The following is a 13806-nucleotide window of genomic DNA, read 5'->3' as shown; positions in this document are numbered from 1 at the left end:
GTCAGGTCATCAGGACCCGCATCATACCCCACTCTGGGAGTGCGCCGCGCGTTGCCGGTCAGCGCGCCTGCAGCTGTCGATCAATGGCGTCCATCAACTTGCCGCCAATGTCGGTGTTGAACGCGTTGTCGATTTCGCGAATGCAGGTCGGGCTGGTGACGTTGATCTCGGTGAGGTAGTCGCCGATCACATCCAGGCCCACGAACAGCAGGCCCTTTTCACGCAGGGTGGGGCCCACCTGGGCGGCGATCCAGCGGTCACGCTCGCTGAGCGGGCGCGCTTCGCCACGGCCACCGGCAGCCAGGTTGCCACGGGTTTCGCCACTGGCCGGGATGCGCGCCAGGCAGTAGTCGACCGGCTCGCCGTCGATCATCAGGATACGTTTGTCGCCGTCCTTGATCGCCGGCAGGTAGGCCTGGGCCATGATCTGCTGCGCACCCAGTGCGGTCAGGGTTTCGAGGATGACCGACAGGTTGGGGTCGCCCGCCCGGTGGCGGAAGATCGAGGTGCCGCCCATGCCGTCCAGTGGTTTGAGGATCACATCGCCATGCTGCTCGGCGAACGCGCGGATGATGTCCGGGCGACGGCTGACCAGGGTAGGCGGGGTGCACTGCGGGAACAGCGTGGCAAACAGCTTTTCGTTGCAGTCACGCAGGCTTTGCGGTCGGTTGACCACCAGTACGCCGTCTTTCTCGGCCTGCTCCAGCAGGTAGGTGCTGTAGACGAACTCCATGTCGAAGGGCGGGTCCTTGCGCATCAGGATCACATCCAGCTCGGCCAGGGTGCTGTCCTGCTCCTCGCCCAGCTCGAACCAGCGTGCCGGGTCGGCGAACACTTTCAATGGGCGCATGCGCGCGCGGGCCTTGCCTTCGCCCTGGTACAGGTCGCGCTGCTCCATGTAGAACAGGCTCCAGCCGCGCGCCTGGGCGGCCAGCAGCATGGCCAGCGAACTGTCCTTCTTGTAGGAGATGGACGCGATGGGGTCCATGACAATGCCGAGGCGAACGCTCATGGGGTGGTTCCTCTTGGCGGCGGGTGGCCGCGATGGTTCGATAGAAAAGTGGCTCAGGGTGGCGCCGCGAACGCCGCTGGTCAAGGGGCGCCGCAGATGGAACGGGCACCCGGAGTGTGCTAAAAATGCAGCTGCAAGCCTTTGGCTACAAGCCTCAAGAGAACAGCAGTCACCCGCCGATTGGCCTTCTCCTGAAACTTGCCGCTTGCCACTTGCAGCTAAATTCCCACTGGTAGGCGTCTATGGAACAACCCCTGAAGGTGATGGTGATCGACGATTCACGCACGATCCGCCGCACCGCGCAGATGTTGCTCGGTGAAGCGGGCTGCGAGGTGATCACCGCCAGCGATGGCTTCGATGCCCTGGCCAAGATCGTCGACCACCGGCCAAGCATCATTTTCGTCGATGTGTTGATGCCGCGCCTGGACGGTTACCAGACCTGCGCGGTCATCAAGCACAACAGCGTTTTCAAGGACACTCCGGTGATCCTGCTGTCGTCCCGCGACGGCCTGTTCGACAAGGCCCGTGGCCGGGTGGTCGGCTCTGATCAGTTTTTGACCAAGCCGTTCAGCAAGGAAGAGCTGCTCGAGGCGATTCGCGCTCACGTGCCCGGTTTTGCCGCACCTCAACAACCCGCACCCTGACCGCGCCCCGCCATGGCACGGTCTTTTCTTTCCTGATGGGGAAACAGCATGGCCCGAGTTCTGATTGTCGACGACTCGCCGACAGAGATGTACAAACTGGCCGAATGGCTTGAAAAGCACGGTCATCAGGTGCTAAAGGCCAGCAACGGCGCCGATGGTGTGGCCCTGGCGCGCCAGGAGAAGCCGGACGCGGTGCTGATGGATATCGTCATGCCCGTGCTCAACGGCTTCCAGGCGACCCGGCAACTAAGCAAGGACCCGGAGACCAGCAACATTCCCGTATTGGTCGTTACCACCAAGGACCAGGAAACCGATCGCATCTGGGCCAAGCGTCAGGGCGCCCGCGGTTTCGTGACCAAGCCGGTGGAAGAAGACGACCTGATAGCCAAGCTCCAAGAAGTGCTGGGGGCTTGACCACCCGCCCGCATGGCGCGTCGCTGACCGCGTTCGAGTTGCTGCTGGACATCGACCGCCGCTGTCGCCTGCTGGTTGCCGACCAGCCGCCGCAGGACAACCGCCTGCAGCAGTGGAGTGGTATCGGCTTTCGCATTGCCGGGCAGTGGTTCGTCGCGCCCATGGGCGAAGTGGCCGAGGTGCTGCGCGAGCCACGCAGCAGCCGCGTCCCCGGCGTGCAGCCGTGGGTGTGCGGGGTCGCCAACCTGCGCGGCCGGCTGTTGCCGGTGATGGACCTGAGCAGCTTTTTCGGCCTGGGCCACGTCGCTCCCGGCAAGCAGCGACGGGTGCTGGTGCTGGACCACGAAGACCTGTTCGTCGGCTTGCTGGTAGACGAGGTGCTGGGCCTTCAGCACTTCGCCCTGGACAGCCTGCAACTGTCGCCACCCCAGCCGTTGATCCGTGCTGCTGCACGCTTCGTGCAGGGGCATTTCCCCCGGGAACGCAACTGGGCGATCTTCAGCCCCTTCGCCCTGGCCCAGGCGCCGGGTTTTCTCGATGTGGCGTTATAGGACCTGCGAACGTGAACAAGCCTGCAACCCCCGTCACTGCGACCACCGTCAGCCCACGTACCCGCAGCATCGCGCAGATCACCGTGCTGTTCCTGATCCTGATCCTGTCGATCATGCTGCTGTTCGCCAACTTCGCCTACCTGAACACCCAGTCCAACTACGACAAGCAGTACATCGGCCATGCCGGCGAATTGCGCGTGCTGTCGCAGCGCATCGCCAAGAACGCCACCGAGGCCGCCACTGGCAAGGCCCTGGCCTTCAAGCTGCTGTCGGATGCGCGTAACGATTTCGAGCGGCGTTGGGGCTACCTGCGCCAAGGTGACAAGTCCACCGGCCTGCCGCCCGCGCCGCCTACGGTGCGTGACGAAATGGAAGCGGTGCGCCGCGACTGGGAAAACCTGCGCAAGAACACCGACACCATCCTGGCCAGCGAACAGACCGTGCTGTCGCTGCACCAGGTGGCGGCAACCCTGGCCGAGACCGTGCCGCAGTTGCAGGTGGAATACGAAAAAGTGGTTGAGATCCTGCTGCAAAGCGGCGCCCCGGCCAACCAGGTAGCCGTCGCCCAGCGCCAGCTGTTGTTGGCCGAGCGCATCCTGGGCTCGGTCAACACCGTGCTGGCGGGCGACGACAGCGCGGCCCAGGCGGCCGACGCCTTTGGCCGCGATGCCGGGCGCTTTGGCCAGGTACTGGAAGGGATGCTCAGCGGCAACGCGGCAATCCAGGTGACCCGCGTGGAGGACGCAGACGCGCGTGCGCGGCTGGCCGAAATTGCCGAGCTGTTCCAGTTCGTCGCAGGCTCCGTGGACGAAATCCTTGAAACCTCGCCAGAACTGTTCCGCGTGCGCGAGGCGGCGGGGAATATATTCAGCTTGTCGCAGACCCTGCTCGACGAGGCTTCGCACCTGGCCAACGGTTTCGAGAACCTGGCCGGCGGCCGCACCCTCGACACCGTTGGCGGCTACGCGCTGGGCCTGCTGGCGTTGGCATCGATCATCCTGATCGGCCTGGTGATGGTGCGCACCACCAACCGCCAGCTGCGCGAGACGGCGGAAAAGAACGAACGCAACCAGCAGGCGATCATGCGCCTGCTCGACGAAATCGAAGAACTGGCCGATGGCGACCTGACCGTGACCGTATCGGTGACCGAGGACTTTACCGGGGCCATCGCCGACTCGATCAACTACTCCGTGGACCAGCTGCGCGACCTGGTTGCAACCATCAACCACAGCGCCGTGCAGGTCGCCGCCGCCGTGCAGGACACGCAGAACACCGCACGCCAGCTGGCCAAGGCCTCCGAGCACCAGGCCGCGCAGATCAGCGAGGCGTCCGAGGCGGTCGGCGACATGGTCGAATCGATCGACCGGGTTTCGGCGCATGCCTATGAATCGGCCAAGGTAGCCGAGCGCTCGGTGGCCATCGCCAACAAGGGCAACGAGGTGGTGCACAACACCATCAACGGCATGGACAACATTCGCGAACAGATTCAGGACACCGCCAAGCGGATCAAGCGCCTGGGCGAGTCTTCACAGGAAATCGGCGATATCGTCAGCCTGATCGACGACATTGCCGACCAGACCAACATCCTTGCCCTTAACGCTGCGATCCAGGCCTCGCTGGCCGGTGAGGCCGGCCGTGGCTTTGCCGTGGTCGCCGACGAGGTGCAGCGCCTGGCCGAACGCTCGTCGTCGGCCACCCGGCAGATCGAGGCGCTGGTGCGCACCATCCAGGCTGATACCAACGAGGCGGTGATATCCATGGAGCAGACCACCGCCGAAGTGGTCCGTGGCGCTCGCCTGGCCCAGGATGCCGGGGTGGCGCTGGCCGAGATCGAGGGGGTATCGCAGAACCTCGCCGACCTTATCCACAGCATTTCCGACGCCGCTCAGTTGCAGACCTCCTCGGCTGGGCAGATTTCCCACACCATGGCGGTGATCCAGCAGATTACCGCACAAACCTCCGCCGGCTCCGGCGCCACTGCCGACAGCATCCGCCACCTGGCCCGCATGGCCAGCGAGATGCGCCGTTCGGTGTCCGGTTTCACCCTGCCGCCACCTGCAGAGCCCAAATGAAGAGCTCGACCGAAACGCCGCGCCCGGCAATGCCCATTGCGTTGGCCAGTGTAAGCCCCGAGCGCCACGACACCGTGGCGCTGGCCTGGACCAAGGCCGCCATCCTCGATTGCCTGGGCCAGGCGCGTCAGGCGCTGGAGCGCTTTGCCGGCGAGCCGGGCGACCTGTCGATGCTCGCCTTCGTGGTCGACAACCTGCATCAGGTACACGGCTGCCTGCGCATGCTCGAATTGCGCGGCGCAACGCGGCTGGCCGAGGAACTTGAACTGTTCGCCAAGGCCCTGGCCGACGGCCAGGTCAGCCCGCGTGGTGACTGCCTGGGCGCGTTGTTCCGCGGCCTGGAGCAACTGCCTTCGTACCTTGAGCGCCTGCGCGGTGCGCGCCATGACCTGCCTCTGGTCATGCTGCCGCTGCTCAACCAGCTGCGCACCTGCCGCGGCATCGAACCGCTCGCCCAGGCCAGCCTGATCAGCGGCGCAGCGCAGCGCTTTGCCGGTGCCGACGACCTGGCCAACCTCGACCTGTCGCTGGGCAACTGGCGCGAGCAATTACAGGCCGGGCCTGGTCGCGATGCCCTGCGCTCGGTGGTGACCGCGCTGTGCGACGACCTGATGCGCATCAAGGAGCGCCTCGACCAGTTCGTGCGCAGTGACCGCCAGCACAGCGAACAGCTCGATGCTTTGCTGGCGCCACTGCGTCATGTGGCGGACACCTTGGCCGTGCTGGGTTTCCAGCAACCACGGCGGGTGATCATCGACCAGGTGCTGGCGCTTCAGGCCCTTGTCCTGGGCGAGCGGGCAGTGGACGACCCGGTGTTGATGGACGTGGCAGGTGCCCTGTTGTATGTCGAAGCCTCGCTCAATGGCATGGTTGGCCCGCTGGAAGAAAACGGCCAGGGTGGCCTGCCGGGCTCGGACCTGGTCGAGATTCGCCAACTGGTACTCAATGAGTCGTTGAACGTGCTGCAGCAGGCCAAGGACCTGATCGGCGATTGCCTGGAGTCTGGCTGGCCGCGGCAACGCCTGCAGCCCTTGCCGGGCCTGCTGCAGCAGATCCGTGGGGCCTTGGCGATGTTGACCCTGCCGACGGTGGCCGAGCTGTTCGCCGGTTGCGCCAACTATGTGCAGCGCTGGTTGCAGCACCTGGAGGAGGAGCCGCCTGCCGCTGAGCTGACCCACCTGGCCGAGGCGCTGAGCGCTGCCGAATGCTACTTGCAATGGCGCCTGGCCGACCCGCTGGCGGATGGCCAGCCGTTTGTCGACATGGCGCGTGCCAGCCTGGCGGCGCTGGGCGTGCATTGTGCCGTCCCAGATGCCGACTGCGACACTGACGGCAGCGGCGATGGCATTGATGACGAGCTGCGCGAAGTGTTCCTCGACGAGGCCGGTGAACTGCTGCCGGAGATCGAGCGGCACTGGCTGCGTTGGCGTGCCGACAACCAGCAGCGCGAGGCGCTGGCTGAAGTGCGTCGCGCACTGCATACCCTCAAAGGCAGTGGGCGCATGGTCCACGCCGAAGCGGTGGCCGAACTGGCCTGGGGCGCCGAACACCTGCTGAGCCGGGTCCTGGAAGGGCGTAGCCTGCTCAGCCCGGAAGGCGTGGTGGCCTTGCAGCAGGTGTTCGTCCACCTGCCCGACCTGCTGGCCGACTTTGCCGTCGGCCAGTTGCCGCAACTGACCGAGATCGAACAGCTGGCCGGGCACCTGCATGCGCTGGCCGAAAACGACGCGCCGGCGCCTGCCGATGTCGACGGCCTCGACCCGCAACTGCTGGATATCTTCCGCACTGAGGCACAAGGCCACCTGGCCAGCCTTGACGCTTTCCTGGAAGGTGCCGATGGCCACGACACACTGGTCAGCGACGGCCTGCAGCGCGCCTTGCACACGCTCAAGGGCAGTGCCGCCATGGCCGGGGTGATGCCGGTCGCCGAACTGGCCACCGCCTTCGACCGCCTGGCCCGTGAGTACAAAGGCCATCAATTGCCCGTGCAAATGGCCGAAATCGAGTGGCTAAAGGCTGCGCGCGGGCTGTTCCAGGCTGGCGTTGCGCAACTCGACAGCACGCCGCTGGCGGCTATCCCCGGTGCTGCGGAGCTGATCGAGCAGGTCGGCCAGGCGGTCGACGGGCGCCTGGCCAGCTTGCATGACGATGGCCTGCAGCAGATGCAGGGCGCCAAGCGCGACCCGCAGGGTGTCGCCAGCTTCCTGGCCCAGGCCATGGATACCCTGCTCAATGCCGAGTCGATGCTGTCGCGCTGGCAGCAACAGCCCGGCCAGCGTGACGCACTGGACATCCTGCTCGACGAAATGACCAGCCTGGGTCACGCCGCGCACCTGGCCGACCTGTGGCAGATGGACGACGTCTGCGAGGCCTTGCTCGACCTGTACGGCGCGGTGGAAGAGGGCAGCCTGCCGGCCGATGGACGCTTCTTCGCCCAGGCGCAGCAGGCGCATGAAGCCCTGCTGGACATGCTCGACGAAGTGGCAGCCGGGCAGGATATTCCGCCCCGTCCCGAGCTGGTCGACAGCTTGCGCAACCTGCTGGACCAAGCCCTGGCGCCGGATGCCACCGGGTTGGTGGGCATCGACACGGTCACACCGTTGCACCCGGACATGGACCTGGCCGATACCCTGGGAATGGGGGGCGCGCATGGCCCTTTGTTGCCCGAGTTGGCCGAGCCGCTGAGCGAGGAGCCGGAAAGCCCTGGCGAAGAGTTGCTGGAAGTGTTCCTCGAAGAAAGCTCGGATATCGTCGAGAGCGCCGCGGCAGCCCTGGCGCGCTGGCAGGCCGACCCGCGCAGCAGTGTCGAGGTGGACAACCTGATGCGCGACCTGCACACCCTCAAGGGGGTGGCGCGCATGGTCGAGATTGCGCCTATCGGCGACCTGGCCCACGAACTGGAGTTTCTCTACGAGCTGTTGGCCGCTGGCCGGCTGCCGCCGAGCGCGCCGCTGTTCGCACTGCTGCAGAACTGCCATGACCGCCTGGCGCACATGCTCGATGCCGTGCGCCTTGGGCAGCCGCTGCACGCCGCCACGGCACTGATCGACTACATTCGCAATTTCAGCAGCGCGGCCCTGACTGACAGCGCTGCCGGTCAGGGGCCGCTTGAAGCCGCCGCCAATGATGTACCTGCGGCTGCTCCGGAGCGGGCGCCAGGTGACATGGTCAAGGTCGATGCCGAGTTGCTCGACGGCCTTGGCAACCTGGCGGGCGAGCATTCGATCATCCGCGGGCGCATCGAGCAGCAGGTCAATGACGCGCAGTTCGCGCTCAACGAGATGGAAACCACGCTGGAGCGCATGCGCGACCAGTTGCTGCGCCTGGATATCGAAACCCAAGGGCGGATCTCCAGCCGCCAGCAGTTCGAAGGGGATGCCTACGACGATTTCGACCCGTTGGAAATGGACCGCCATTCGCAGCTGCAGCAGCTGTCGCGGGCCTTGTTCGAATCCGCCTCGGACCTGCTTGACCTGAAGGAAACCCTGGCCCAGCGCGCCCAGGAGGCCTCCAGCCTGCTGCAGCAGCAGGCGCGGGTGAACAGCCAGTTGCAAGAAGGCCTGACTGCCACCCTGATGGTGCCTTTCGAACGCCTGGTGCCGCGCTTGCAGCGGGTGGTGCGGCAGGTGGCGAGCGAGCTGGGCAAGCAAGTGGAGCTGGTGGTCGGTAACGCCGAAGGCGAACTGGACCGCAGTGTGCTCGAGCGCATGGTGGCGCCGCTGGAGCACATGCTGCGCAACGCTGTCGACCATGGCCTGGAAAGCCGCGAAATGCGCCTGGCGGCCGGAAAGCCTGAGCAAGGTACCATTCACCTGAACTTGCTCCACGAAGGCGCCGACATCGTTATCGAAATGACCGATGACGGTGCCGGCGTGCCTCTGGAAGCGGTACGGCGCAAAGCCATCAAGCGCGGTTTGCTGGACCCGCAGGCGCGCTTGAGCGATCACGAGATCCTGCAGTTCATCCTGCGCCCGGGGTTCTCCACCGCCGAGAAAATCACCCAGATCTCCGGGCGCGGTCTGGGCATGGACGTGGTGCACGAGGAGGTCAAGCAACTGGGGGGCTCGATGAGCATCGAGTCGGCCCAGGGCAAGGGTGCGCGCTTCCTGATCCGCCTGCCGTTCACCGTGTCGATCAACCGGGCGTTGATGGTGCATCTGGGTGAGGAGCAGTACGCCATTCCGCTGAATACCATCGAGGGCATTGTCCGCGTGCCGCCAGCAGAGCTCGCCGCTTGCTATGAGCTGGACACGCCGCGTTATGTCTATGCCGGTCACGACTACCAGCTGCGCTACCTGGGCGAGTTGCTGCAAGGCCTGCCGCGCCCGGCATTGCTGGGGCAGAGCGTACCGCTGCCGGTGCTGCTGGTGCATTCCAAGGAGCAGTCATTCGCCATCCAGGCCGACAGCCTGTCGCCCAGCCGCGAGATCGTGGTGAAGAGCCTGGGCCCGCAGTTTGCTGCGGTTGCCGGGTTGTCGGGGGCGACGTTGCTGGGCGATGGCCGGGTAGTGCTGATTCTCGATCTGCTTGGCCAGCTGCGCGGCCAGCAGCGACGCCTGGCCCGCCTGCCCGGCGGTGGCCCGCAGCGCCAGCTGCTTGGCCCGGCACCGCGCAGGGCACTGCTGGTAATGGTGGTGGACGACTCGGTCACGGTGCGCAAGGTAACCAGCCGCCTGCTGGAGCGCCACGGCATGAGTGTGCTGACCGCCAAGGACGGCGTCGACGCCATGGCCCTGCTGGAAGAGCACCGGCCGGATGTATTGCTGCTGGATATCGAGATGCCGCGCATGGACGGTTTTGAGGTGGCCACCCGCATTCGGCGTGACGCGCGGCTCAAAGACCTGCCGATCATCATGATCACCTCGCGTACCGGGCAGAAGCACCGCGATCGCGCCATGGCCATCGGGGTCAATGAATACCTGGGCAAACCGTATCAGGAATCGCTGCTGTTGCAGAGCATCGCGCACTGGAGTTCGACCCATGCTTGAACTGATCGCCGGCCAGCGCAGCAGCCTGACCGGGTTGTTGCTGCCCTTGGGTGACCGCACCCTGGTGTTGCCTAATGTGGCGGTTGCCGAATTGAGCGGCCAGCGCAACCTGGTGTGCCAACCTGGCGAGCCGGCCTGGCACCTGGGCTGGATCGACTGGCGCCAGCAGCGTCTGCCGCTGGTCGGGTTCGAGGCGGCTTGTGGCGGCGAAACGCCGTGCGGCGAGCGTGCGCGTGTGGTGGTGCTCAATGCGTTGGGCGACACCGGCTTGCGCTATCTGGCGTTGTTGCTGCAGGACATCCCGCGCTCGTGCAAGCTCGACAGCCAGCTGAATTATGTGGATGTGGCGCTGGGTCGCCTTGAGCTGGCGGCCGTGCAGGTGGGTGAGCAGGTGGCACGGGTGCCGGACCTGGTGGCACTGGAAAGGCTGGTGCGTGACGCAGACCTGCAACCTGACCTTGGGTAAGATTACCCGCGAAAGGGCCGCAACAGACATCATCAGGAACCCAGCCCGGCTCGGGAGGTCTGTGTTTGCATGTATTACGGTGAACGCTTCAACGCCTGGACCCACCTGGTCGGTGCCGTCCTGGCCTGTATCGGTGCCATCTGGCTGATCGTGGTTGCGGGCCTGCAAGGCGACCCCTGGAAGATCGTCAGCTTCTCCATCTACGGCAGTACATTGCTGTTGCTGTACAGCGTTTCCACCCTGTACCACAGCACCCGTGGCCGGGCGAAAGTGATCATGCGCAAGCTCGATCACCTGTCGATCTACCTGCTGATTGCCGGCAGCTACACGCCGTTTTGCCTGGTCAGCCTGCGCGGCCCTTGGGGCTGGAGCCTGTTCGGCGTGGTCTGGGCGCTGGCGGTGCTCGGCATGCTGCAGGAGATCAAACCGCGCAGCGAAGCGCGCATCCTGTCGATCATCATCTATGCCGTGATGGGCTGGATCGTGCTGGTGGCGGTCAAGCCTTTGCTGCGCTCGCTGGGCGTCGCCGGCTTTGCCTGGCTGGCCGCCGGCGGCGTGCTGTACACCGTGGGCATCATATTCTTTGCCCTGGACAGCCGCCTGCGCCACGCGCACGGCATCTGGCACCTGTTCGTGATCGCAGGCAGCCTGATGCACTTCGTGGCGGTGTCGTTCTATGTGCGCTAGTTAAAAGTCGCCCCACAACTGCTGGGCGACAGACAGCGCCACCACTGGCGCGGTCTCGGTGCGCAGCACGCGGGGGCCAAGGCGCGCAGCGTGGAAGCCGGCCGCCTTGGCCTGGTCGACTTCGGCCTCGCTCAAACCGCCTTCGGGGCCGATCAGGAAGGCCAGGGTTGCCGGTTTTTCATGGCTGGTGAGCGGTTCTGCCACCGGGTGCAGGACCAGTTTCAAATCCGCATTGCTGCTGCCCAGCCATTCGGCCAGGGTCAGCGGCGGGTGGATGACGGGCAGGGTCGAGCGGCCGCATTGTTCGCAGGCACTGATCGCCACCTGGCGCCAGTGGGCCAGGCGCTTGTCGGCGCGTTCATCCTTCAGGCGCACTTCGCAGCGTTCGCTGACGATGGGGGTGATTTCGTTGGCGCCCAGCTCGGTGGCCTTCTGGATCGCCCAGTCCATGCGCTCGCCGCGCGACAGGCCCTGGCCAAGGTGGACGTGCAGCGGGGAGTCGGCCTGGCCGGCGAAGGCCTGGTCGAGGTTGACGCGCACGGTCTTCTTGCCCACTTCGAGCAGCTGGCCGAGGTATTCCTGGCCGCTGCCGTCGAACAGTTGCACGGCGTCGCCGGCGGCCATGCGCAGCACGCGGCCGATGTAGTGGGCCTGGGCTTCGGGCAGGTCGTGCTGGCCAATGCTCAGGGGGGCGTCGATGAAGAAGCGGGACAGTCTCATGGATCAGCTCGGACGGAATGGGCTCATGTGACACTGTGGGAGCGGGTTCACCCGCGAATGCGGCGGCGAATCCACTATCGCATTCGCGGGTAAACCCGCTCCCACAGGGTTTGGTGGCAGGCTTGCGGGAGTTAACCCGGGTCGCGGAAGTCAGGGTGGAAGTTTGCGGGAACCGCCACGCTGACGCTATCACGGGTGGCGATGTCGATGCCTTCGCTGGCCACTTCGGCGAGGAAGTCGATCTGCTCCGGGGTGATTACATACGGTGGCAGGAAATACACCACGCTGCCCAGCGGGCGCAACAAGGCGCCACGGCTCAAGGCATGCTTGAACACTTTCAGGCCACGGCGCTCCTGCCAGGGGTAGGCGACTTTGCCAGCCTTGTCCTTGACCATTTCGATTGCCAGGGCCATGCCGGTCTGGCGGATCTCGGCCACGTGCGGGTGATCGGCCAGGTGAGCAGTGGCCGTGGCCATGCGCGTGGCCAAGGGCTTGTTGGCCTCGATCACGTTGTCCTGTTCGAAGATATCCAGGGTCGCCAGCGCCGCCGCGCACGCCAGCGGGTTGCCGGTGTAGCTGTGCGAGTGGAGAAACGCGCGCAAGGTCGGGTAGTCGTCGTAGAAGGCCTGGTACACCTTGTCGGTGGTCAGGCAGGCGGCCAGCGGCAGGTAGCCGCCGGTCAAGGCCTTGGACAGGCACAGGAAATCTGGCCGAATGCCGGCCTGCTCACAGGCGAACAAGGTGCCGGTGCGGCCGAAGCCTACGGCAATTTCGTCGTGGATCAGGTGCACGTCGTAGCGGTCGCAGGCTTCGCGCAGCAGCTTGAGGTAGACCGGGTGGTACATGCGCATGCCGCCTGCGCCCTGGATCAGCGGTTCGATAATCACGGCGCTGATCGAGGCGTGGTGCTCGGCCAGGGTCTGCTCCATTACCTGGAACATGTTGCGCGAGTGCTCCTCCCAACCCATGCCCTCGGGGCGCAGGTAGCAGTCGGGGCTCGGTACCTTGATGGTGTCGAGCAGCAGCGCCTTGTAGGTTTCGGTGAACAGCGGCACGTCGCCCACCGACATCGCGGCGATGGTTTCGCCGTGGTAGCTGTTGGTCAGGGTGACAAAGCGCTTCTTGTCCGGTTTGCCGACGTTCTGCCAGTAGTGGAAGCTCATCTTCAGCGCCACTTCGATGCACGACGAACCGTTGTCGGCATAAAACACCCGATCCAGCCCGGCCGGGGTCATGGCCACCAGGCGCTCGGACAGCTCGATCACCGGCTGGTGGCTGAAACCTGCAAGGATCACATGCTCCAGCTGGTCGACCTGGTCCTTGATGCGCTGGTTGATGCGCGGGTTGGCATGGCCGAACACGTTGACCCACCAGCTGCTCACCGCATCCAGGTAGCGCTTGCCTTCGAAGTCTTCCAGCCACACGCCTTCACCGCGCCTGATCGGGATCAGCGGCAGCTGCTCGTGGTCTTTCATCTGGGTGCAGGGGTGCCACAGGACCTTCAGGTCGCGTTGCATCCACTGATCATTGAGGCCCATCGGCACTTCTCCTGGCTTTGCGGCGTGGTTCGACCGCGTAAGCCTAAGCAATGCCGCAGGGCAGGACAACCGCTGCCGTTCAATGGCGCTGTGTGCCGGTCCATTCAAGCTTGCGGATGTGCACGGTACCGGCCTGCGAAGTGGAGATGGTCAGGCGGCGGAACGGCCCGTCGATCACCTGGTGGTAGGGCTGCGTGGCGATGGGGCCGGGGCGCAGGTCGCGAAAGCCGCTGCCCTCAAGTGTGAGCCAGTAGAAGTTGCGTGGTGCCGGTGCGATCAGGTCGTAGTTGTGGTTCCCGGCATCGAACAGCATGTGCAGGTCGTCACCGAGGAAGTCGCTGACCACGTAGTATTCCAGCCGCAGGCACTCGACCTCCTGGGCGAAGGCGATTTCCACATCGCTGTGTTCGCCGATGACCAGCTCGGTGCCGTCCTCACCCTTGAACGCCTCATGAAAGCCGCTGGATGAAGTGCTGTTGGAGCGGATACTCAGCCCGGAGGGCGTGAGCAGGGTCTGCTTGTGCGGCAACGACTGGCGGTCAACTTGCTGGAAATGCTCTTCGAACATCATCTGCGTGCCCTCCTGGCGGGCTTCTGGCCATCTTCGCCAGCATCGCCTGCTGCCGTGTGAAACGGCTACTGGCAAAAATGTCAGTTGCCTAAAGCACTTGATGTCACTGCGCTGGCAGGGTTGGCGGAGGTGACGTATTCTTA

The 13806-nt window shown here is 65.0% G+C and carries 11 protein-coding genes; 7 read left to right on the top strand and 4 right to left on the bottom strand.

Annotated elements, in window-relative coordinates; genetic code table 11:
• Positions 1 to 58: 58 nt before the first annotated feature.
• A complete protein-coding gene (gene gshB / locus AC5O5I_RS25915; protein ID WP_172232121.1) occupies positions 59 to 1012 on the bottom strand; it encodes a glutathione synthase in 954 nt (317 codons plus the stop codon).
• Positions 1013 to 1254: 242 nt separating this feature from the next.
• Here gshB and AC5O5I_RS25910 point away from each other — a divergent pair, with 242 nt between their 5' ends.
• The 7 genes from AC5O5I_RS25910 to trhA all read left to right on the top strand — a co-directional run bounded on the left by AC5O5I_RS25910 (position 1255) and on the right by trhA (position 10834).
• Entirely contained in the window at positions 1255 to 1656 is a 402-nt protein-coding gene (locus tag AC5O5I_RS25910; protein ID WP_172232118.1) for a response regulator, read from the top strand.
• A 48-nt stretch (positions 1657 to 1704) separates the two neighbouring features.
• Complete coding sequence (gene pilH, locus AC5O5I_RS25905) at positions 1705 to 2070, top strand: twitching motility response regulator PilH (protein WP_172232115.1); 366 nt, start codon at positions 1705 to 1707, stop codon at positions 2068 to 2070.
• Positions 2067 to 2621, top strand: coding sequence for a chemotaxis protein CheW (locus AC5O5I_RS25900; protein ID WP_172232112.1), 555 nt, complete (start codon positions 2067 to 2069; stop codon positions 2619 to 2621). The genes pilH and AC5O5I_RS25900 overlap by 4 nt, the downstream gene beginning before the upstream one ends.
• Before the next feature lie 68 nt (positions 2622 to 2689).
• A complete protein-coding gene (locus AC5O5I_RS25895) occupies positions 2690 to 4693 on the top strand; it encodes a methyl-accepting chemotaxis protein (protein WP_372242921.1) in 2004 nt (667 codons plus the stop codon).
• Positions 4690 to 9681: a hybrid sensor histidine kinase/response regulator gene (locus AC5O5I_RS25890; protein ID WP_494511777.1), complete on the top strand. Its 4992-nt coding sequence runs from the start codon at positions 4690 to 4692 to the stop codon at positions 9679 to 9681. Before AC5O5I_RS25895 ends, AC5O5I_RS25890 begins: the two co-directional genes overlap by 4 nt.
• Positions 9674 to 10147: a chemotaxis protein CheW gene (locus AC5O5I_RS25885; RefSeq protein WP_172227123.1), complete on the top strand. Its 474-nt coding sequence runs from the start codon at positions 9674 to 9676 to the stop codon at positions 10145 to 10147. The genes AC5O5I_RS25890 and AC5O5I_RS25885 overlap by 8 nt, the downstream gene beginning before the upstream one ends.
• A 69-nt stretch (positions 10148 to 10216) precedes the next feature.
• A complete protein-coding gene (gene trhA, locus AC5O5I_RS25880; RefSeq protein WP_172227126.1) occupies positions 10217 to 10834 on the top strand; it encodes a PAQR family membrane homeostasis protein TrhA in 618 nt (205 codons plus the stop codon).
• On the opposite strand, the gene AC5O5I_RS25875 is transcribed toward trhA, so the two are convergent.
• The 3 genes from AC5O5I_RS25875 to AC5O5I_RS25865 all read right to left on the bottom strand — a co-directional run bounded on the left by AC5O5I_RS25875 (position 10835) and on the right by AC5O5I_RS25865 (position 13663).
• A complete protein-coding gene (locus AC5O5I_RS25875; RefSeq protein WP_172227129.1) occupies positions 10835 to 11554 on the bottom strand; it encodes a 16S rRNA (uracil(1498)-N(3))-methyltransferase in 720 nt (239 codons plus the stop codon).
• A gap of 131 nt (positions 11555 to 11685) precedes the next feature.
• Positions 11686 to 13092, bottom strand: a complete 1407-nt coding sequence (locus AC5O5I_RS25870; RefSeq protein ID WP_172227132.1) for an adenosylmethionine--8-amino-7-oxononanoate transaminase — start codon at positions 13090 to 13092, stop codon at positions 11686 to 11688.
• 79 nt (positions 13093 to 13171) lie between these two features.
• Complete coding sequence (locus AC5O5I_RS25865; protein ID WP_172227135.1) at positions 13172 to 13663, bottom strand: hypothetical protein; 492 nt, start codon at positions 13661 to 13663, stop codon at positions 13172 to 13174.
• Between the last annotated feature and the right edge of the window lie 143 nt (positions 13664 to 13806).

The organism is Pseudomonas sp. 9_2_1 (assembly GCF_059295275.1).
The sequence above is the reverse complement of the archived record's forward strand: the minus strand, read 5'-3'. Positions and strand labels throughout refer to the sequence as shown.

Coding starts and splice junctions, on each gene's coding strand:
- gshB (WP_172232121.1), bottom strand. CDS start 1,012: ATGAGCGTTCGCCTCGGCATTGTCATGGACCCCATCGCGTCCATCTCC.
- AC5O5I_RS25910 (WP_172232118.1), top strand. CDS start 1,255: ATGGAACAACCCCTGAAGGTGATGGTGATCGACGATTCACGCACGATC.
- pilH (WP_172232115.1), top strand. CDS start 1,705: ATGGCCCGAGTTCTGATTGTCGACGACTCGCCGACAGAGATGTACAAA.
- AC5O5I_RS25890 (WP_494511777.1), top strand. CDS start 4,690: ATGAAGAGCTCGACCGAAACGCCGCGCCCGGCAATGCCCATTGCGTTG.
- AC5O5I_RS25885 (WP_172227123.1), top strand. CDS start 9,674: ATGCTTGAACTGATCGCCGGCCAGCGCAGCAGCCTGACCGGGTTGTTG.
- trhA (WP_172227126.1), top strand. CDS start 10,217: ATGTATTACGGTGAACGCTTCAACGCCTGGACCCACCTGGTCGGTGCC.
- AC5O5I_RS25875 (WP_172227129.1), bottom strand. CDS start 11,554: ATGAGACTGTCCCGCTTCTTCATCGACGCCCCCCTGAGCATTGGCCAG.
- AC5O5I_RS25870 (WP_172227132.1), bottom strand. CDS start 13,092: ATGGGCCTCAATGATCAGTGGATGCAACGCGACCTGAAGGTCCTGTGG.
- AC5O5I_RS25865 (WP_172227135.1), bottom strand. CDS start 13,663: ATGATGTTCGAAGAGCATTTCCAGCAAGTTGACCGCCAGTCGTTGCCG.